Below are 19,642 nucleotides of genomic sequence, written 5' to 3' on the forward strand. Positions count from 1 at the left end.
CAGAGGCTTTGAAAGCATTGCTGTAGCGATGGGTGGTTCTGGGGCCTGGCTTGGGCATGGGGACACTCCTGAGGGTTAGGTCGGGGTGTCCACTAAACCGTAGGAACTACCGGTTCGGCTTGAATGAATTGTTAGGTGCCGCCCGGCGATTGCTGCACACATGCTTGCTGCTTGACCGAGCCACTAAGGTAAGACCAGTTTTTGCCGCCGTGCTCAGGAAGCTGATTGAAAGCATGCGCAGTGTAGTTGCACGCATGAGTCGACTTGGACTGGATGCAAGCGATGTAGGAGCCCGGTCGGCTGGAATACCACAAGATGCTCTCGGGCGGCTGTGGGAATCCTGCCATAGCAAGCAGCTCGCGACTGACATCGGGTGGATCGGAATGAATCCAGCCCTCACCAACCATGGCATCACACTTTGCTTCTGAGGTGCCCACAGATGCAATCGAGACTCGAGTTGGTTGCGAGCTACATGCGGCTATAAAAAACAGCATAGTGAAGATAGGGAAATATTTCATAGGCACCCAACACCGGAATTAAGCCGACCCGCGAAGCGGGTTCGGCTTGAATGAACTGTTAGGTGCGTACGTCACCGGCCACTCTTCTGGATTCGTCGCGCCAAGCCCGACGCCTTGTAGCGAAGCTCATCAAACCGGCCGTTGAGCTCAATATGGCCTGCTTTCCAAGCGAGCTGCCCGTCAATTTGCGTTTGGCCGAGTATGAGGTCGTTGAATGACCCCATCCCGCCATACGCACTGAGCAAATACTCGGCACCAGAGTAGTCAAGGTTCTCCAAGCGGGACTTCGCGCGACGCATCCAAGCACTCCAGTGACGGTCGCCGTCGCTCTCCAGCAGCATGGCGAGTTCTTCGAGTGTGGTTATCAGCTCTTTGGTGGACGAGTCCATGAGCACCTAACACCGGAATTAAGCCGACCCGCGAAGCGGGTTCGGCTTGAATGAATTGTTAGACCCCGGCACGGGGCCTTTGATTGAGCCTGCCAGAAGGAACAAACCGATTAGCCCGACTAGCGGGGTAAGTGTGCTCCAGTAGATATTTCCTGGCAAAGCAATTGCAGCGAAGAATGAGGCTGCTATCCCGCCGGCAATGCAAACGGCTATACCGCCACGCTCCCATTTGGTGAGGAGAAAAAAGCGCGGGCCGGCACCGATGCGAAAGAAGGCGCCTAGAAGGCCAGCGGCACCTCCGAGGCCCAATGCAAAAAGACCTGGCTCGCGCAGCCCAACAACTAGCAGGACGACAACAAAAGGTCCAAGTAGCAGCGTGCAACTAACGGCGACTGCAGCGAGTGCGAGCCGGGTCGGTTTGCGATCTATCATGGTTGCGATTTTGCTGAACAAGGGGCCTAACACCTAGTAGACCCCATACATGGGGTGATAACGCCGAGTATTGAGTCTTGGCGGAGGGGCGTCAATCGGGGATTTCCCACGTGACATCAATGCCTTGCCTTATGGCAGCGCGTGGGGTCGGGTGCGAGGCTGGGTGCGTTATTCGCATGGATGCGGTGTCATGGATTATCAGCCGAAGGATGGTGTGATAACGGGGGAAGACGGAACGTCGCGGCTGCTGGATGCGGCCGTCAGGCGGATGCGGGTAGCGCATTACAGCCTGCGTACGGAGCGGGCGTACCTGGGGTGGATAAGAAGGTTCCTGCTTGCCCATCCGCGGCGCGATCCACGCGCGCTGGGTGCGGTCCAGGTCGAGACATTCCTGACCGGGCTGGCGGTCGAGGGCCGGGTGGCGGCGAGTACGCAGAACCAGGCGCTCGCCGCGATCCTGTTCCTCTATCGCGACGTTCTCGGCGTGAAGCTCGCCTGGATGGACGACGTGGTACGGGCGAAACGGCCGCAGCGATTGCCGACGGTGCTGTCGCAGCAGGAAGTGCGGGCGCTGCTGGCGCACCTGGAAGGGCGCATGGCGGTGCTGGCGAAGTTGCTGTACGGCACCGGCATGCGGTTGATGGAGGGCGTGCGGCTGCGGGTGAAGGATGTGGACTTCGCCCGCAACGAGATCACCGTGCGCGAGGGCAAGGGTGGCAAGGACCGGCGGACGATGCTGCCGGGTTCGCTGGTGCCCATGCTGGTTGCCGAGATCGAGCGGGTGCAGGTGCTGCACCAGCAGGACCTGGCCGGTGGCGCAGGCGAGGTGTGGTTGCCGCACGCGCTGGCGCGCAAGTATCCCGCTGCGGCGCGCGAACTTGGATGGCAGTACGTGTTTCCAGCACGCACCATCAGCCTGGATCCGCGCGACGGGCGATGGCGGCGGCATCATCTGGACGAAGCGATGCTGTCGCGGGCGCTGAAGCGCGCACAGCTGGCGGCAGGCATCGCCAAGCCGGTCACCGCGCATACGCTGCGGCATTCGTTCGCCACGCACCTGATCGAAAGTGGCTACGACATCCGCACCGTGCAGGAACTGCTCGGGCACAAGGATGTCGCCACGACGCAGATCTATACGCACGTCCTCAATCGCGGCGCGGGTGCTGTGCTCAGCCCGCTGGATCGCTGAGATGGACCGCGCGAACCGGAGCGCGCCGGCGCCGATGGGCCTGGCATGCGTAGCCGCGCTGCTGGCCGGGATGGTTGCGACGCTGTGGTCGTCTGCGTTGCCGGCGCAGGTCCTGCTGTGGGCGCTGCTCGTCCTGGGGCTGGCCGCATGGCGCGTGCCGTCGCGTGCACGGTGGATCGGTGCGGGCCTTGCGGGCGTGACATGGGCGGGATTGCACGCCACATGGAGCCTGGGCGCGCAGTTGCCGGTGGCGTGGGAAGGACGTGAAGTCACGGTCACCGGCCGCGTCGTCGGCCTGCCCGAACCGCAGGCGCGCCGCACCCGCTTCCTGTTCCGTGTCGACGACGAGGGGCGACAACCGGCGCCGCTTCAGGGTCGCTTGCTGAGGCTGGCGTGGTACGACGAGTTCGGTGCCACCGAGCCGGGACCGAGAACGCAGCTGGGAGCCGGCGAGCGGTGGCGCTTGCGTGTCCGCGTAAGGGCGCCGCGCGGACTCGCCAATCCCGGCGGCGTGGATACCGAGCGCTACGCGGCGGCGCAGCGCATCAGCGCCATGGGGTATGTGCGGGATGCGGCAGTGGCCGAACGGCTGTCGCCGGCAGCGGGGATCGATGGCTGGCGCAGCCGCATGTCCGCGCGCATCGCGGACCAGGTGCCGGACCGGCATGCGCGCTTCGTGCAGGCGTTGGCGCTGGGCGATACACGAGGACTCGATGACCGGGACTGGCAGGTGCTTCGCGCCACCGGGCTGACGCACCTCATCGCGATCTCCGGCTTCCACGTCGGCATGGTCGCCGGCGCGTGTGCATTGGCGGCCGCCGGCCTGTGGTGGCTGGGGCCGGCGCTGGCCCGCCATGTTCCCCGTCCGCAGGCGGCGGGTGCCGCCGCCCTGGTCAGTGCATTGGGCTATGCCGCAGTGGCGGGATTCGCGTTGCCGACGGTGCGGACGGTACTGATGATCGCGGTGGTGGTGCTGGCACGGCTGGCGCGCCGCCACATCCGCCTGGTGGATACGCTCGCCCTCGCGATGCTGGCGGTGCTGCTCTTCGATCCCTTGTCGTTGCTGGCGGCTGGCTTCTGGTTGAGCTTCGGCGGTGTGGCGTGGCTGGCATGGTGCCTGCCGTCGTCGTTGCACTGGGCGAAGGCCTTCCTGCCTGCGCAGGGGGTCGCCACCGTGGGGTTGCTGCCGTTCACCGCGGTGCTGTTCGGCCAGGCGTCGCTCGCGGGTCCGTTGGCGAACCTGCTGGCCATTCCGTGGTGGAGCCTGGTGGTTGTGCCGCTTTCGCTGGTGGGGACGGGTCTCGAAGCCTTGCTGCCGGGCACGGGCAGCTGGGCGTGGCGGGCGGCGTCGGGGTGCTTTGCGCCGAGCTGGCAGCTGTTCGAGCGGGTCGCGCAGCATCCCTATGCACTGTGGTGGTTGCCGGAGAGTCCGGCATGGGCACTGTGGCTGGCGCTCGCGGGCGGCTTCTGGCTGTTGCTGCCGCGTGGCGTACCCGGCAAGTCGCTTGCCTTGCTGTTGTGGTTGCCGCTGCTGTGGCCGGACCGCGAACGGCCGCGCGAAGGCGAGGTGGAACTGGTGGTGATCGACGTGGGGCAGGGCCTGTCCGCGCTGGTGCGCACGGCCAACCATGCGCTGTTGTTCGATGCGGGGCCGGCGGTGGAAGAGGGATTCGATGCCGGCGAGCGCGCCGTGGTGCCGGCGCTGCGCGCGCTCGGTGTGCCGCGGCTGCATGCGCTGGTGGTCAGCCATGGCGACAACGACCATGCCGGTGGCGTCGAGGCGGTGCGCGCCAGCCTGCCGGTACGCACGGTCCTGGCGCCGCCTGGCAGTCCAGTGGACACGCACGCCGCCTGCATCGCCGGTGCGTCGTGGCACTGGGATGGCGTGCGCTTCCGCTTCCTGCATCCGGGCCTGCACTTTCCATACCTCGGCAATGAGGCGAGCTGCGTGCTGAAGGTGGAGACCCCGCACGGTGGCCTGCTGCTGCCGGGGGATATCGGCGCCGTCATCGAGCGTGGGCTGGTCCATCACGACGCGGATGCGCTGCGGGCGGACGTGGTCGTGCTGCCACACCACGGCAGCGCGGGGTCCTCGGATCCGGCCTTTGTCGCGGCCACCTCGCCCCGATTGGTGCTGAATGCCAGTGGTGCAGGCAACCGTTTCGGTCATCCACGCGCCGACGTCGTGGCCCGCTGGCGCCGGCGAGGGGCCGAAGTGCTGGATACGCAGTTCGGCGGTGCGCTTCGCGTGTGGCTGGGCGCGAATGGGCTGCAGGTGCGTGAACGGCGTCACGACCAGGCACGCTGGTGGGACGCCGTGCGGCGCCAGCAGGCCGGTGGGCTATCCTATCGGCTGGAAGAAGGACGGCCCGATGCGCCGGAGGACTGAACGTGCTGGAACTGGTGAAGGCCGGCGGTTGGCCGATGATCCCGCTGTTGCTACTCGGCGTGCTGGCCCTGGCCATCGTGGTGGAACGTTTCTGGTCGCTGCGCCGCAAGGAGATCCTGCCGCCCGGACTGGGCGAGGAGGTCCGCGCCTGGGCCGGCCGTGGCCAGCTGGAGCCCGCCCACATCGAGTCCCTGCGCCGCAACTCGCCGCTGGGTGAACTGCTGGCCGCGGCGCTGGACGTCCGCAACAAGCCGCGTGACCAGATACGCGAGCGCATCGAGGACACCGGCCGCCATGTGGTCCACCGCATGGAGAAGTTCCTCAACGCGCTGGGCAGCATCGCCTCGGCGGGCCCGTTGCTGGGCCTGCTGGGCACCGTGGTCGGCATGATCCAGATGTTCCTGGGCATCCAGGACAGTGGCGTTGGCGACGTCAACGCGCTGGCGGGCGGTATCGGCAAGGCGCTGGTGTGCGCGGCGGCCGGCATGATCGTGGCCATCCCGGCGTTGCTGTTCCATCGCTATTTCCGCGGCAAGGTCACCGGTTACGTGATGGAGATGGAGAAGGAAGCCACGGCGTTGGTCGATGCGCTGGAAGCCCGCCATCCGCGCGCCGCCGCCCGTCCGTCCGGCGCGGTCGCGCCGGCAGCGGCGCCGACCAGCGCCTGAGGCCGGCGCATGCGCATCCGCGACGACCGTTCGCAGGAAGAACCCGAGATCAACCTGGTGCCGTTGATCGACGTGATCCTGGTGCTGATCATCTTCTTCGTCATCACCACCACCTTCGATGCGCGCTCGATGCTGCAGCTGCAGCTGCCGAGCGCGGCCGGCGAACCGGTGGCCGCGCAGGTGAAGGCGCTCAGCGTGCTGGTCAATGCGGATGGGCGCTACTTCGTCGACGAGCATGAAGTGCTCCGCCCCGACATCGACGCGCTGAAGCAGACCCTGCAGCAGGTCGCCGGCAGCGACCGCAGCCGGCCGGTGCTGCTGCGCGCCGATGCACGCACGCCGCACCAGGCGGTGGTCACGGCGCTGGATGCGCTGGGCCAGCTGGGCTTCCGCAAGGTCAACATCGCCACCGCGCCGGAGGCGCAGAAGTGACCGCGACGGATTCGCCCTGGCAGGTCTACAAGCGGTTGCTCGGCTTCGCCAGGGCGTATCGCGGGCTGCTGGCGCTGGCAGCGCTGGGCGCCCTGCTGGAGGCGGCCGCGGGGAGCGGGTTCCTGGTGCTGATGAGCCCGATCACCAACAACCTGGTGACGCCGCAGGACATCAACCAGTGGATGCCCCTGGCGATCATCGGCCTGTTCGTCGTCCGCGGCATCGCGGGTTACATCACCGACATGAGCATGGGCAAGGCGGCGCGCAGCATCTCGCGCGACCTGCGGGTGAAAGTGCTGGCGAAATACCTGCGCCTGCCGGGTCAGCGCTTCGACAGTGAACCGGTTCCGTCGATGCTGGTTCGCCTCGGCTCCGACAGCGATCAGGTGTCGCAGGCCGCGATCGACGCCATGAAGGTGATGGTCCAGCAATCGCTCCAGGTGATCGGCGCCCTGGGTGTCATGCTCTGGTACAGCTGGCAGGTGACGCTGACCATCCTGGTGCTGGCACCGCCGCTGGCGTGGGTCATGGACAAGGTCGCCAAGCGCTACCGCCGCATCAGCCACCGCATCCAGGAAAGCGCCGGCCACATGCTGCAGGCCGCCGACCAGACGCTGTCCAACCAGCAGGAAGTGAAGGTCTACGGGGCCCAGTCGGTCGAGATGGCCCGCTATTCCTCGTTGGCCAACACCAACCTCAGCCTGTCGATGAAGGTGGAATCGACCCGCGCCATTTCGTCGGCCACGGTGCAGTTGATGGGGGCGACGGGGCTGGCGGCGCTGTTGTTCATTGCCGGCCGGGAAGCGATGGCGGGCAGACTGACCGCCGGCGATTTCGTCTCGCTGATGACCTCGATGATGGCCATCATCCCCGCGCTCAAGCAGCTGACCAACGTGCAGAACATGCTGCAGCGGGGCGTCGCGTCCGCGCAGCGCTTGTTCTCGGTGCTCGATGCCGACGACGAGAAGGACGCGGGTACGCGACCGCTGGACCGCGCACAGGGCCTGCTGGAATTCCGCGACATCACCACGCGCTATCCGGGCCAGAGCCGGCCCGCGCTGGAAGGCATCAGCTTCACCGCGCGCCCCGGTACCGTCACCGCCATCGTCGGTCGCTCCGGCAGCGGCAAGTCCACGCTGATCAAGCTGATCCCGCGCTTCTACGAGGCCGAGTCCGGCAGCATCCTCCTAGACGGCCATCCGCTGCAGGACTATCGCCTGGCCGACCTGCGCCGGCAGATCGCGCTGGTGGGGCAGCAGGTGATGCTCTTCGACGGCACCGTCGCCGCCAACGTCGCCTACGGCGAGCTGCAGGGCGCGGATGCCGCGACGATGGATGACGCCGTGCGTGGCGCCAACGCGATGGAATTCGTGCAGGAGCTGCCGGAGGGCATGCAGGCGCCGATCGGCAACAAGGGCGGGCGCCTGTCGGGCGGCCAGCGCCAGCGCCTGGCGATCGCGCGCGCGATGCTGAAGGACGCACCGATCCTGATACTGGACGAAGCCACCGCCGCGCTCGACAACGAATCCGAACGCCTGGTGCAGAACGCGCTGCAGAGGCTGATGCCCGACCGCACCACGCTGGTCATCGCGCATCGCCTGTCGACCATCGAGCATGCCGACCAGGTGCTGGTGCTGGACCAGGGCCGGTTGGTGGAGCAGGGCACGCATGCCGAACTGCTCGCACGCGGCGGCCTGTATGCCCACCTCTACCAGATGCAGTTCCGCGAGGGCGAGGCGGGGTGAGCCGCCGCACGATGCCCCAGCCGCCGGACTACTGGTTCGGCGATGGTCCGGTGCCGTGGTGGGCGCGGGCGCTCTCGACGATCTATGCCGGCCTGATCGCGCTGCGCGTGCGCCTGTACCGCATCGGCCTGCTGCGCGGTCACCGCATCGGTGTGCCCGTGATCGTCGTGGGCAATGTCACGGCCGGCGGCACCGGCAAGACGCCGCTGACCATCGCCCTGGTCGAACGCTTGCGCGCGGCTGGCTTCAAGCCGGGCGTGGCCAGCCGCGGCTACGGGCGCACCGGCGAAGGAGAGGCGCGCTGGGTGGACGCCGCGACGCCTCCAGCCGAGGGTGGCGACGAACCCGTGCTCATCGCCCGCCACACCGGCACCCGCGTGCGCGTGGACCGCGACCGTGTCGCGGCGGCGAAGGCGCTGGTGGCGGCCGGGTGCGATGTGGTCATCTGCGACGACGGGCTGCAGCACTACCGGCTGCGGCGCGACGTGGAGATCGAAGTGATCGATGGCACGCGCCGCTACGGCAACGGTCGGCTGATGCCGGCCGGCCCGTTGCGCGAGCCGGCGTCCCGCGCGGCGGCATGCGACTTCCGCGTGGTCAACCTGCCGGACGCGGACGGTGTCGCGCAGTTCGGCGAATGGCCCATGCACCTGCAGGCCGACGATGCGCTGCCGTTGCGCGGCGGCCGGCCGAAGCCGTTGTCGGCGTTCGCGGGCCAGCGCGTGCATGCGGTTGCCGGCATCGGCAATCCGGCCCGCTTTTTCGGCATGCTGCGCCAGCACGGGCTCGGTGTCGTGCCGCACGCGTTCGCGGACCACCACGACTATCGCGCCGAGGATTTTGCGTTCGGCAGCGAGCTGCCGGTGCTGATGACCGAGAAGGACGCGGTGAAGTGCGCCGCGTTCGCCAACGCGTGGTTCTACAGCGTGCCGGTCGCGGCAAAACTGCCCGAAGCGTTCTGGATCGCCCTGCTGGAGAAGCTCGGGTCGTCCACGAACGCCGTTGCGAAGTAGTACCCACTCTCCGACCCGGATACGGATCCCGATGACCGATTTCATCGTCGCCATTCCCGCCCGTTATGCCGCCTCCCGCCTGCCGGGCAAGCCGCTGCGGCTGCTCGGCGGCACGCCGCTGGTCGTACACGTCGCCCGGCGTGCCCTCGCGGCGGGCGCCCGCGAGGTCTGGGTGGCCACCGACGACGCGCGCATCGTCGACGCCTTGCAGGACAGCGGGGTGCGCGTGGCGATGACCTCCGAGCGGCATGCCTCTGGCAGCGACCGCCTCGCCGAGTGCGCCGACATCGCCGGCTGGACCGATGATGCGCTGGTGGTGAACCTGCAGGGCGACGAGCCGTTCGCGCCGCCCGCCGGCATCCGTGCCGTCGCCGACACGCTGGCCGCCAGTGGGGCGGAGATGGCGACACTGGCGGTGCCGGTGGACGACGCGGCCACCCTGTTCGATCCCAATGCGGTCAAGCTGGTGCGCGCGGTCAATGGCGACGCGCTGTACTTCAGTCGTGCGCCCATTCCGTGGCACCGCGATGCGTTCGCGCAGTCGCGCGACACGCTGCCGCCCGGGCAGTGGCTGCGGCATATCGGCATCTATGCTTACCGCGCCGGTTTCCTGCGCCGTTTCTCCACGATGCCGCCAGGCCGGCTGGAACAGGTGGAATCGCTCGAGCAGTTGCGGGTGCTGGAAGCCGGCCATCGCATCGCCGTGGCGATGACGCCGGAACCCTTTCCGCCGGGCGTCGACACGCCTGAAGACCTCGCGCGCGCCGAGGCCATCCTGCAGGCACGCGCGTGAACCTGCTGGTCGTCTGCCTCGGCAACATCTGCCGCTCGCCGATGGCGGAAGGTGCGCTGCGCGCACGCCTGGCCACTTCGCCGCTGGCCGGTCGTGTGCGCGTCGATTCTGCGGGAACCGGTGGCTGGCATGCGGGCGAACCGCCGGACCGTCGCGCCATCGCCTGTGCCCGCGGCCATGGCGTGGACATCAGCGGACAGCGCGCACGTCAGCTGTCCGCGCGCGACTTCGAGGCGTTCGACTGGATCCTGTGCGCCGACCGCGGCAACGTCCGCGACGTCATGCGCGTGGCGCCGACGGTGCCGGGCGCGCGCGTCGCCCTGCTGCTGGAATGGGCCGGCATCGACGCGGCGGGGGAGGTGCCGGACCCTTACACGGGCGGGCCGGAGGACTTCGAGCAGGTGTGGCGACTGGTCGATTCCGCGGCACAGGCGGTCGTGGCCAGACTCGCCGTGAACTGAGACTGCGGCATAATCAAGGACGATGACCGACATGACCCTGGCTCCCGAACTGCCGCGTGGCCTGCAGTGGCTGAACGCGCCATCGACCTCGCTGCACGAGCAGCGCGGACGCATCGTCGCGCTGGCCTTCGTCAACAGCGCCTCGGCCTGGTGCGCCCAGCGGCTGAACGACCTGGCCGTGCTGCAGGCCCGCTATCTGGGTCGCCTGCAGGCGCTGGCCGTGCATGTGCCGCGCTTCGACAGCGAGCGCGACCCGCAGGCCGCGCTCAAGCGGCTGCGTCGCCATGGATTGTCGCTGCCGCTCGTGCATGACGGCGACTGGGTCGCCTGGCAGCGTTTCGGCGTGGAGTCCTGGCCGACCGTCCTGCTGATCGACGGCGAGGGCCACGTCCGGCACCGTGCCGTGGGGGCGGAGGGACTGGCGGATCTGGAACGCCAGGTAGCGCGGCTTTGCGATGGTCTGCAGGTACCGCCGGACGACGACTTCCGTCCCTTCCGCGAGACCCGTCCGGAGCCGCGGATGCCGTTGTGCTTCCCGACCGGCCTGGTCGCCACGCCCGACCGCCTGTTTGTGGCCGACAGCGGCCATCACCGCGTACTGGAGTGCAACCACCATGGCCGGGTGATCCGGCAGTTCGGCATGGGCACCCCGGACTTCGCCGACGGCGAGTTGAACCATGCCGCTTTCCGCCGCCCACAGGGGCTGGCGCTGGTGCGCGAATCGCTCTACGTGGCCGATACCGGCAACCATGCCTTGCGACGCATCAACCTGCCGACCAGCACCGTCGACACGCTGTGCGGCAACGGCCGCGCGGGCGAACCGACGGAAGGCGTTGTCACCGCACCACGCGACGTGGCGCTGCACCAGCCGCAGGCGATCGTGGTGAACAACAACCAGATCTTCATGGCGATGGCGGGCGACAACCGGATCTGGAGCTACGACCTGGGAACGCGCGAGATCCGCGCACGCGCGGGCTCCGGGCAGCTCGACGTCCGGGACGGAAGCGGCCCGATGGCGGCGTTCGCGCAGCCGGCCAGCCTCACGGCCGCACTGCAGACCCTGTACGTGTGCGATGCCGTGGGTTCGGCCGTGCGGTCGCTGCAGTTGCGCGGCGACACGGTGCAGACGCTGCTCGGGCAGGGCGCCTGGAGTTTCGGCGACGAGGACGGACCACGCGACCGTGCCCGGCTGCAGCATCCGCAGGCGCTGGCATCGAGCCCCGATTCGCCGGTCATGTGGATTGCCGACAGTGGCAACGGCACGCTGCGCACGCTGCGGCTGGGCGGCGGCGAACTGGCCACCATCGCGTTGCCGCGGCGCCTGCAGGGTCCGGCCGGCCTGTCCGTGGCGGCGGGCGCGGTGTGGATCGCCGAGACCGACGCCCATGCGGTGCTGCGCTACGATATCGCCACCGGCGAACTGAGCCACGTTCCGATCGACGAATGAGCGGCAGTCCCCAGGCGGAATTCGACGGCAAGGCGTTCGCGGCCGGCCTGAGCACCGCGCCAGGCGTGTACCGCATGTACGCGGCCGATGACGCGCTGCTCTACGTCGGCAAGGCCGGCGCGCTGCGCAAGCGCGTGGCCAGCTACTTCAACAGCTCGCCCAAGTCGCCGCGCATCCTGTCGATGCTGTCCCAGGTCGTGCGGATGGACGTCACCGTCACCCGTACCGAAGCCGAAGCGCTGCTGCTGGAAAACCAGCTGATCAAGTCGCTGACGCCGCGCTACAACGTGCTGCTGCGCGACGACAAGAGCTATCCCTACGTCCTGCTCACGCGCGAGGAATGGCCCCGGATCGGCTTCCATCGCGGCGCGCGCGCGTTGCCAGGGCGTTACTTCGGTCCCTATCCCAGCGCCGGTGCGGTCCGCGAGACGTTGAACCTGATGCAGAAGCTGTTCCGCATCCGCAATTGCGAGGACAGCGTGTTCCGCAACCGCTCGCGGCCCTGCCTGCAGTACCAGATCGGCCGCTGCAGCGCGCCGTGCGTGGGACTGGTGCCGGAAGCGGATTATGCCGAGGCGGCGCGCCGCGCGACGCTGTTCCTCGATGGTCGCAGCGACGAGCTGACGCGCGAGCTGGGCAGTGCGATGGAGCAGGCCAGCGCAAACCTGGAATTCGAACAGGCCGCGCGGCTGCGCGATCTGGTCGCATCGATCCGCAGCTTGCAGGCGCGCCAGTACGTGGACGGCCACGCCGCCGACCTCGACGTGCTGGCCTGCGCCATGCAGGGCAGCCAGGCCTGCGTGCTGCTGCTCGCCTTCCGCGACGGCCGCAACCTGGGCACGCGCACCTTCTTCCCGAAGACCAATGGCGAGGATTCGGCGGACGAAGTCCTCGGCGCCTTCGTGTCGCAGTACTACGCCGAACAGCCGGCACCGCAGGAAATCGTCCTCGATCGCGAGATTCCCGAGGCGGAGCTGATCGAGCACGCATTGGCGGCCGCGGCGGGGCGCAAGGTGCAGCTGAAATGGAACGTCCGCAGCGAGCGCGCGGGTTACCTGGACCTGGCCAAACGCAACGCCGAGATCGCGCTGGTGACCGAGCTCGGCAGCCGCAACGCGCAGACCGCACGCAGCGAGGCGCTGAAGGAGCTGCTGGGCCTGCCGGAGGTGGCCAAACGCATCGAGTGCTTCGACATCAGCCATACGATGGGCGAAGCGACCGTGGCGTCCTGCGTCGTGTTCGATGCCAATGGCGCGGTGCGTTCGCAATACCGTCGCTACAACATCACGGGGATCACGCCGGGCGACGATTTCGCCGCCATGCACCAGGCCATCGAGCGGCGGTTCCGGCGCGCGGTGGAAGAGGGCGGCGTGCTGCCCGATGTGCTGCTGATCGACGGTGGCGCGGGGCAGCTCGCGCAGGCGCAGGCCGCCCTGGCCGACCTGGGCGTGGACGGCGTCACGCTGGTGGGCGTGGCCAAGGGCGTGGAGCGCCGCGCCGGGCACGAGGCGCTGGTGCTGCCCGATGGGCGCGAACTGCGCCCGGGTGCGGCGTCGCCGGCGCTGCAGCTGATCCAGCAGGTGCGCGACGAAGCGCACCGGTTCGCGATCACCGGCCATCGCGGCAAGCGGCAGAAGGCGCGCATGACCAGCAAGCTGGAGGATATCCCCGGCATCGGACCGCGCCGGCGTGCGAGCCTGCTCAAGCATTTCGGCGGACTGGCGGGGCTGAAGGCGGCCGGCGCCGACGAGATCGCCCGCGTCGACGGCGTGAACGCCGCACTGGCCGAGCGAATCTACGCTAACCTGCACGGGCTGCCGTCCCCCGAGGCAGGAAAAGAGTAAGCCTGCGATGAAGTTGACCGTTCCCACCTGGCTCACGCTGCTGCGGATCGTGCTGATCCCGGTGCTGGTGCTGGTGTTCTACCTGCCGTATTCGTGGACCAACTTCGCGGCGGCCTTCATCTTCGTGCTCGCGGCGGTCACCGACTGGCTGGATGGCTGGATCGCGCGCCGCTACCACCTGTATTCCGCGTTCGGTGCGTTCCTCGACCCCGTCGCCGACAAGCTGATGGTGGCGGTGTCCCTGTTCCTGATCGTGCAGGACAACCCCACCATGTGGATGGCGATCTGGGCCGCGGTGATCGTGGGTCGCGAGATCGCGGTCTCCGCATTGCGCGAATGGATGGCGGAGCTTGGCCAGCGCGCCACGGTGAAAGTCGCCGCGCTGGGCAAGATCAAGACCATCGTGCAGATGGTGGCGCTGTCCTGCCTGCTGTACGCGTCCACGCCGGGCGACCAGTCGCTGGCGGATATCTGGATGGGGCGGTGGGTGTTCCTGCTGGGCGACTGGCTGCTGGCGATCGCGGCGCTGCTGACGCTGTGGTCCGGCATCCAGTACCTGCTCGCGGCATGGCCGATCCTGCGCGACGGCGACAAAAAGCCTGTTGACATGCCAGAACAAGACGCTACAATTTCGTCTCTCTCGACGCGGGAATAGCTCAGTTGGTAGAGCACGACCTTGCCAAGGTCGGGGTCGAGGGTTCGAGTCCCTTTTCCCGCTCCAGTTTTTCGTCCTGAGAGGGACGGTCCACCAAACCCCGTTCGCGGGGTTTTGTGTTGTAGGGCGCCTTGAAAACGTGCCTTGATTGCGCCAGTCTGGCGCGGTCGCCATCGGCCTGGTGGCAGAGTGGTTATGCAGCGGACTGCAAATCCGCGTACGCCGGTTCAATTCCGACCCAGGCCTCCAGAACCAGAAGGACCGCAAGGGACTTCAATGCGGGAATAGCTCAGTTGGTAGAGCACGACCTTGCCAAGGTCGGGGTCGAGGGTTCGAGTCCCTTTTCCCGCTCCATACAGGCTCCTCGTGAGCACGCACGAAGCCCCGCATGCGGGGCTTCGTCGTTCCTGTGGCCCGGCAACGCCGCCGCTTTCCAAGACGGCGGCGCTGAGGCAGGCTATCCACGGGCCCGGATGGCGAAACTGGTAGACGCATCGGACTTAAAATCCGCCGGCCGCAAGGCCATGCCGGTTCGATTCCGGCTCCGGGCACCACCGCGTCGTCGTTGCCTCAGCGCTGACGCTTCTTCTCTTCCTCGCGCACCTTGCGGCGCACGAACAGCGCGACGAAGACGCTGATCCCCACCATGACGATGCTGCCGCCGATGGCGAGCCAGCCGACGGGCTCCATGAAGATCTCGCGCAGGATCGGATGCATGACGTGTTCTCCCCGGTTGTGGTGGCGCCAACGTCGCATCGCCCGCCTGCGTGGGCATTGATCCGGATCAACCCTGGGTGTCCGCTGCGGCATGCCGTCGCAGGGCATGGCATAGAATCATCGCTGGCCCACGGGAGACTGCCGATGCAGCGTTACCTCGCCTATGCCGCCAGCATCGTGCTGGCCCTCGTCTCGTTGTCGCTGGCGTCGACATGGCCGGCCGCGTGGTGGGGCGTCGCCGTCTTCGGTGCGCTGGCGCTGCTCGGTACGTGGGACGTGCTGCAGACGCGAAGCACGCTGCGCCGCAACTATCCGGTACTGGCGCATTTCCGCTATGGGCTGGAGTCGGTCGGTCCGGAGATCCGCCAGTACTTCATCGAAGGCGACACGGCCGAAGTTCCGTTTTCGCGCCAGCAGCGCGCGCTGGTCTACCAGCGGGCGAAAGGCGTCAGCGACGTCGTGCCGTTCGGCAGCCAGCAGGACGTCTATGGCGTGGACTACGAGTGGATCAACCATTCGATGGCGCCTTCGAGCGTGGACTCGCACGACTTCCGCGTGGTGATCGGCGCGGGCACCGCGCAACCGTATTCGGCGAGCGTGTTCAACATCTCGGCGATGAGTTTCGGTTCGCTGTCGGCGAATGCAGTTCGCGCGTTGAACGAGGGGGCGCGGCGCGGCAACTTCTACCACGACACCGGCGAGGGTTCGATTTCGCCGTATCACCGCGAAAAGGGCGGGGACCTGGTCTGGGAAATCGGCTCGGGCTACTTCGGATGCCGCGACGAGCGAGGGCGCTTCAGCGAGGAGCGCTTCATCGAGAACGCGCACTCGCCGCAGGTGAAGATGATCGAGGTGAAACTGTCGCAGGGCGCCAAGCCCGGCCACGGTGGCGTGCTGCCGGCCGCCAAGGTCAGCGCCGAGATTTCGGCGACGCGCGGCGTACCGATGGGGCACGACTGCGTGTCGCCGGCGAAGCACTCGGCGTTCTCCACGCCGGTCGAACTGCTGCAGTTCGTCGCCCGGCTGCGCGAGCTGTCGGGCGGCAAGCCGACCGGCTTCAAGCTGGCGATCGGGCACCCATGGGAATGGTTCGGCATCGCCAAGGCCATGCACGAAACCGGGCTGCTGCCGGATTTCATCGTCGTGGACGGGGCCGAAGGCGGCACGGGCGCCGCGCCGGCCGAGTTCATCGACCACGTCGGCGTGCCGATGCACGAGGCGCTGCTGCTGGTCCACAACACGCTGGTCGGCCTGGACCTGCGCGACCGCATCCGGATCGGCGCCGCCGGCAGGATCATCAGCGGATTCGACATCGCCCGCACGATGGCGATGGGTGCGGACTGGTGCAATGCCGGCCGCGGCTTCATGTTCGCGCTGGGCTGCATCCAGGCGCAGAGCTGCCACAACGACCGCTGCCCGACCGGCGTCGCCACCCAGGACCCGACGCGCTGGAAGCACCTGGACGTGCCCGACAAGTCGGTGCGCGTGCAGCAGTTCCACGACAACACGCTCAAGGCCCTGCGCGACATGCTGTGCGCGGCGGGGCTGGAGCATCCCCAGCAGCTGGGGCCGGAGCACATCCTGCGGCGGGGGTCGCCGATCGAGGGGAGGGCGCTGGCCGCGCTGTACAAGTACCTGGAGCCCGGCGAATTGCTGGATCGGGTGCCGACGCATGCGGTGTTCCGCGACTTCTGGCCGGATGCGCGCAGCGACGCATTCGCGCCGCCACGCCGGGTCAGCGCCCTCTGTGATACCAAGGACCGGTGACCGGCGGACGCGTTGACCCGCCCCCCGGTCCGCGGCTATCATTCGCGCCCCGATGATTTCGGGCGGTTAGCTCAGCGGTAGAGCACTGCTTTCACACGGCAGGGGTCACAAGTTCGAAACTTGTACCGCCCACCAGTTCCAGCGAAAAGCCCGGCCTTTGGCCGGGCTTTTTCGTGTCCGCTCCCGGCGCTTTCCGCGGGGCGCGGCGACCACGTCCGGCAGATGCGTGGAACGTGCGCATAAGTGCTTGTTTCCCCGGCTGAAACGGTCGGTCTGGCGCGTCCGCTGTGATACACTCCACAGGTTGCAGAACCCGCCGGAATCCCCGCCTGTCGCTGCCTCGCCGGCCTACGCCGGCTAGGCCCGTTTTGGCCGCGATTCAGGCCCGAGACAACCTGAGAAACACGGAACCCGAATGGCCGATACCGCCAAGGAAATCATCCCCGTCAACCTCGAAGACGAGATGCGTCGCAGCTATCTCGATTACGCGATGAGCGTGATCGTGGGGCGCGCGCTCCCGGATGTCCGCGATGGCCTGAAGCCCGTCCACCGGCGCGTCCTGTTCGCGATGAACGAACTGGGCAACCACGCCAACAAGCCGCACGTGAAGTCCGCCCGCATCGTCGGTGACGTGATCGGTAAGTACCACCCGCACGGCGACCAGTCGGTCTACGACACGCTGGTGCGCATGGCGCAGCCGTTCTCGCTGCGCTACATGCTGGTCGACGGCCAAGGCAACTTCGGTTCGGTCGACGGCGACTCCGCCGCCGCCATGCGTTACACCGAAGCCCGCATGGCCAGGCTCACCCATGAGCTGCTGGCGGACATCGACAAGGAAACCGTCGATTTCCAGCCCAACTACGACGAGAAGGAACAGGAGCCGACGGTCTTGCCGACGCGCTTCCCGAACCTGCTGGTCAACGGGTCGGCCGGCATCGCGGTGGGCATGGCCACCAACATCCCGCCGCACAACCTGTCGGAAGTGGTCAACGGCCTGATCGCACTGATCGACAATCCGGAACTGGATGTCGACGCGCTGATGCAGTACATCCCGGGCCCGGACTTCCCCACCGGCGGCATCATCAACGGCACCGCCGGGATCGTCGCCGGCTATCGCACCGGTCGTGGCCGCGTTCGCATGCGCGCCAAGGCCGACATCGAAGTGAACGACGACAACGGCCGCGAGTCGATCATCGTCACCGAGATCCCGTACCAGGTGAACAAGGCGCGGCTGATCGAGAAGATCGCCGAGCTGGTGAAGGAGAAGAAGCTCGAAGGCATCAGCGAGCTGCGCGACGAGTCCGACAAGGACGGCATGCGCATCTACATCGAGGTCAAGCGCGGCGAGTCGGCCGAGGTCGTCCTCAACAACCTGTACCTGCAGACGCCGATGGAGTCGGTGTTCGGCATCAACATGGTCGCGCTGGTCGATGGCCGCCCGCAGCTGCTCAACCTGAAGCAGATGCTGGAAGCGTTCGTGCGCCATCGCCGCGAAGTGGTGACCCGCCGGACCATCTTCGAACTGCGCAAGGCGCGCAACCGGGCCCACATCCTGGAAGGCCTGACGGTCGCGCTCGCCAACATCGACGAGATGATCGAGCTGATCAAGACATCGGCCAACCCGCAGGAAGCGCGCGAGCGCATGCTGGCGAAGACGTGGGAGCCGGGCCTGGTGGGCTCGCTGCTCGCCGCGGCCGGTGCCGAGGCGTCGCGTCCGGAAGACCTGCCTGCCGCCATCGGTTTCGTCGACGGCCGCTACCAGCTGAGCGAGGCCCAGGCCACGCAGATCCTGGAGATGCGCCTGCACCGCCTGACCGGCCTGGAGCAGGAAAAGCTGACCGAGGAATACCGGCTGCTGCTGGAGACCATCGCCGGCCTGATCCGCATCCTCGAGAATCCGGACGTGCTGCTGCAGGTGATCCGCGACGAGCTGCTGAACGTCAAGGCCGAGTTCGGCGACGAGCGTCGCAGCGAGATCCGCCACAGCGAGGAAGACCTCGATATCCTCGATCTGATCGCGCCGGAAGACATGGTGGTCACGCTGTCGCACGCCGGTTACGCCAAGCGCCAGCCGGCCAGCGCCTACCGTGCGCAGAAGCGGGGCGGCCGTGGCCGCAGTGCGGCGGCGACCAAGGAAGAGGATTTCATCGACCAGCTGTGGCTGGTCAACACGCACGACACGCTGCTCACCTTCACCAGCAGCGGCAAGGTGTTCTGGCTGCCGGTGTACCAGTTGCCGGAAGCGGGTTCCAACGCGCGCGGCCGGCCGATCATCAACTGGATCCCGCTGGAAGCCGGCGAGAAGGTCCAGGCGGTGGTGCCGGTGCGCGACTACGAGAACGGCAAGTTCGTCTTCTTCGCCACGAAGAACGGCACGGTCAAGAAGACCCCGCTTACCGAGTTTGCGTTCAAGCTGGCGCGCGGCAAGATCGCGATCAACCTGGATGAAGGCGATGCGCTGGTCGGCGTGGCGCTGACCGATGGCGAGCGCGACGTCATGCTGTTCGCCTCCAATGGCCGCGCCGTGCGCTTCTCCGAAGCACTGGTGCGCGCCATGGGCCGTACCGCCACCGGTGTGCGCGGCATGCGGCTGGTCGCAGGCGCGGATGCGGAAGCCGAAGGCGAGCAGGACGAAGGCGAGGCCGGCGATACCGATGGCGTGCCGTCGATTCCGGAAGCGGGCTCCGAGGTGGTCAGCCTGGTCGTGGTCGATGGCGACGGCGACATCCTGACCGCCAGCGAGCGTGGCTACGGCAAGCGCACCCCCGTCGCGGACTATCCGCGCAAGGGCCGCGGCACCCGCGGCGTGATCGCGCTGAAGACCACCGAGCGCAACGGTCGCCTGGTCGGCGCCATCCAGTTGTCCGACCATCACGAGGTCCTGCTGATCTCCGACGGCGGCACGCTGGTGCGCACCCGTGCGGCGGAAATCTCGCAGGTCGGCCGCAACACCCAGGGCGTCACCCTGATGCGCCTGTCCGACGGCGAAGCCCTGCAGGCGGTGGAGCGCCTGGATGCCTCGCTGGACGACGAGGAGGCAGGCGAGGGTGTCGTGGGTGCCGTGCCGGCGGCGCCGGATGCCACGGACACACCGCCGGAGGCCTGACCGTCGATTCACATGAAAGCGCGCGCGGTTTGACCGCGCCGCTTTCATCCCTGCGTTCTATACTGCCGGTACGACCA

Annotated in this window: 14 protein-coding genes, 5 tRNA genes and 1 pseudogene; 18 read left to right on the plus strand and 2 right to left on the minus strand. The window is 67.6% G+C overall.

Annotated features, from left to right (window positions below; translation table 11 throughout):
• Nucleotides 1-589 precede the first annotated feature (589 nt).
• Nucleotides 590-907 (minus strand): DUF6966 domain-containing protein, encoded by a 318-nt coding sequence (locus CSC78_RS07145; RefSeq protein ID WP_162337225.1) that lies wholly within the window; start codon nucleotides 905-907, stop codon nucleotides 590-592.
• Nucleotides 908-1,529: 622 nt separating this feature from the next.
• Between CSC78_RS07145 and CSC78_RS07150 the strand changes: the two genes are divergently transcribed.
• The 15 genes and pseudogenes from CSC78_RS07150 (at nucleotide 1,530) to CSC78_RS07220 (ending at nucleotide 14,529) form a co-directional block, all read left to right on the plus strand.
• Nucleotides 1,530-2,528, plus strand: a complete 999-nt coding sequence (locus tag CSC78_RS07150; protein WP_162337226.1) for an integron integrase — start codon at nucleotides 1,530-1,532, stop codon at nucleotides 2,526-2,528.
• Between the two features lies 1 nt (nucleotide 2,529).
• Nucleotides 2,530-5,026, plus strand: a pseudogene (locus CSC78_RS07155) (DNA internalization-related competence protein ComEC/Rec2); the annotation flags it as partial.
• Nucleotides 4,920-5,585: a MotA/TolQ/ExbB proton channel family protein gene (locus tag CSC78_RS07160; protein WP_162337228.1), complete on the plus strand. Its 666-nt coding sequence runs from the start codon at nucleotides 4,920-4,922 to the stop codon at nucleotides 5,583-5,585. The pseudogene CSC78_RS07155 and the gene CSC78_RS07160, both read left to right, overlap by 107 nt.
• Nucleotides 5,586-5,594: 9 nt before the next feature.
• Nucleotides 5,595-6,017 (plus strand): ExbD/TolR family protein, encoded by a 423-nt coding sequence (locus tag CSC78_RS07165; protein ID WP_162337229.1) that lies wholly within the window; start codon nucleotides 5,595-5,597, stop codon nucleotides 6,015-6,017.
• Nucleotides 6,014-7,762, plus strand: coding sequence for a lipid A export permease/ATP-binding protein MsbA (msbA, locus tag CSC78_RS07170; RefSeq protein ID WP_162337230.1), 1,749 nt, complete (start codon nucleotides 6,014-6,016; stop codon nucleotides 7,760-7,762). Before CSC78_RS07165 ends, msbA begins: the two co-directional genes overlap by 4 nt.
• Nucleotides 7,759-8,775: a tetraacyldisaccharide 4'-kinase gene (gene lpxK / locus CSC78_RS07175; RefSeq protein ID WP_162337231.1), complete on the plus strand. Its 1,017-nt coding sequence runs from the start codon at nucleotides 7,759-7,761 to the stop codon at nucleotides 8,773-8,775. The genes msbA and lpxK overlap by 4 nt, the downstream gene beginning before the upstream one ends.
• A 31-nt stretch (nucleotides 8,776-8,806) precedes the next feature.
• Nucleotides 8,807-9,568 carry a 3-deoxy-manno-octulosonate cytidylyltransferase gene (gene kdsB, locus CSC78_RS07180; RefSeq protein ID WP_162337232.1) on the plus strand — a complete coding sequence of 254 codons (762 nt, stop codon included), beginning with the start codon at nucleotides 8,807-8,809 and terminating at the stop codon, nucleotides 9,566-9,568.
• Nucleotides 9,565-10,029: a low molecular weight protein-tyrosine-phosphatase gene (locus CSC78_RS07185; protein WP_162337233.1), complete on the plus strand. Its 465-nt coding sequence runs from the start codon at nucleotides 9,565-9,567 to the stop codon at nucleotides 10,027-10,029. Before kdsB ends, CSC78_RS07185 begins: the two co-directional genes overlap by 4 nt.
• Before the next feature lie 31 nt (nucleotides 10,030-10,060).
• Nucleotides 10,061-11,476, plus strand: a complete 1,416-nt coding sequence (locus CSC78_RS07190) for a redoxin domain-containing protein (RefSeq protein ID WP_162337234.1) — start codon at nucleotides 10,061-10,063, stop codon at nucleotides 11,474-11,476.
• Nucleotides 11,473-13,320: an excinuclease ABC subunit UvrC gene (gene uvrC / locus CSC78_RS07195; RefSeq protein WP_162337235.1), complete on the plus strand. Its 1,848-nt coding sequence runs from the start codon at nucleotides 11,473-11,475 to the stop codon at nucleotides 13,318-13,320. The genes CSC78_RS07190 and uvrC overlap by 4 nt, the downstream gene beginning before the upstream one ends.
• A gap of 7 nt (nucleotides 13,321-13,327) precedes the next feature.
• Nucleotides 13,328-13,975 (plus strand): CDP-diacylglycerol--glycerol-3-phosphate 3-phosphatidyltransferase, encoded by a 648-nt coding sequence (gene pgsA, locus CSC78_RS07200; protein WP_162337236.1) that lies wholly within the window; start codon nucleotides 13,328-13,330, stop codon nucleotides 13,973-13,975.
• Nucleotides 13,966-14,041: transfer RNA gene (locus CSC78_RS07205), tRNA-Gly, on the plus strand. Before pgsA ends, CSC78_RS07205 begins: the two co-directional genes overlap by 10 nt.
• 109 nt (nucleotides 14,042-14,150) lie before the next feature.
• Nucleotides 14,151-14,224: transfer RNA gene (locus tag CSC78_RS07210), tRNA-Cys, on the plus strand.
• Between the two features lie 29 nt (nucleotides 14,225-14,253).
• Nucleotides 14,254-14,329, plus strand: a tRNA-Gly gene (locus CSC78_RS07215).
• Nucleotides 14,330-14,442: 113 nt separating this feature from the next.
• Nucleotides 14,443-14,529 (plus strand) — tRNA-Leu (locus tag CSC78_RS07220).
• A gap of 16 nt (nucleotides 14,530-14,545) precedes the next feature.
• Here the strand turns inward: CSC78_RS07220 and CSC78_RS07225 are convergent.
• Entirely contained in the window at nucleotides 14,546-14,692 is a 147-nt protein-coding gene (locus CSC78_RS07225) for a hypothetical protein (protein ID WP_162337237.1), read from the minus strand.
• A gap of 144 nt (nucleotides 14,693-14,836) precedes the next feature.
• On the opposite strand from CSC78_RS07225, the gene CSC78_RS07230 reads away from it, so the two are divergent.
• The 3 genes from CSC78_RS07230 (at nucleotide 14,837) to gyrA (ending at nucleotide 19,565) form a co-directional block, all read left to right on the plus strand.
• Nucleotides 14,837-16,459 (plus strand): FMN-binding glutamate synthase family protein, encoded by a 1,623-nt coding sequence (locus CSC78_RS07230; RefSeq protein ID WP_162337238.1) that lies wholly within the window; start codon nucleotides 14,837-14,839, stop codon nucleotides 16,457-16,459.
• Between the two features lie 60 nt (nucleotides 16,460-16,519).
• Nucleotides 16,520-16,594: transfer RNA gene (locus CSC78_RS07235), tRNA-Val, on the plus strand.
• A 280-nt stretch (nucleotides 16,595-16,874) separates the two neighbouring features.
• Nucleotides 16,875-19,565: a DNA gyrase subunit A gene (gene gyrA / locus CSC78_RS07240; protein ID WP_162337239.1), complete on the plus strand. Its 2,691-nt coding sequence runs from the start codon at nucleotides 16,875-16,877 to the stop codon at nucleotides 19,563-19,565.
• Nucleotides 19,566-19,642 lie beyond the last annotated feature (77 nt).

Origin of the sequence: Pseudoxanthomonas japonensis (assembly GCF_010093445.1) — a bacterium.
GTDB classification, from domain to species: Bacteria; Pseudomonadota; Gammaproteobacteria; order Xanthomonadales; family Xanthomonadaceae; genus Pseudoxanthomonas_A; species Pseudoxanthomonas_A japonensis.

Bases quoted from the DNA above. Each gene is read 5' to 3' on its own strand.
- CSC78_RS07165 (WP_162337229.1), top strand. From the start codon at position 5,595: ATGCGCATCCGCGACGACCGTTCGCAGGAAGAACCCGAGATCAACCTG.
- CSC78_RS07190 (WP_162337234.1), top strand. From the start codon at position 10,061: ATGACCCTGGCTCCCGAACTGCCGCGTGGCCTGCAGTGGCTGAACGCG.
- CSC78_RS07230 (WP_162337238.1), top strand. From the start codon at position 14,837: ATGCAGCGTTACCTCGCCTATGCCGCCAGCATCGTGCTGGCCCTCGTC.
- CSC78_RS07225 (WP_162337237.1), bottom strand. From the start codon at position 14,692: ATGCATCCGATCCTGCGCGAGATCTTCATGGAGCCCGTCGGCTGGCTC.
- gyrA (WP_162337239.1), top strand. From the start codon at position 16,875: ATGGCCGATACCGCCAAGGAAATCATCCCCGTCAACCTCGAAGACGAG.
- pgsA (WP_162337236.1), top strand. From the start codon at position 13,328: ATGAAGTTGACCGTTCCCACCTGGCTCACGCTGCTGCGGATCGTGCTG.
- uvrC (WP_162337235.1), top strand. From the start codon at position 11,473: ATGAGCGGCAGTCCCCAGGCGGAATTCGACGGCAAGGCGTTCGCGGCC.
- CSC78_RS07150 (WP_162337226.1), top strand. From the start codon at position 1,530: ATGGATTATCAGCCGAAGGATGGTGTGATAACGGGGGAAGACGGAACG.
- kdsB (WP_162337232.1), top strand. From the start codon at position 8,807: ATGACCGATTTCATCGTCGCCATTCCCGCCCGTTATGCCGCCTCCCGC.
- CSC78_RS07145 (WP_162337225.1), bottom strand. From the start codon at position 907: ATGGACTCGTCCACCAAAGAGCTGATAACCACACTCGAAGAACTCGCC.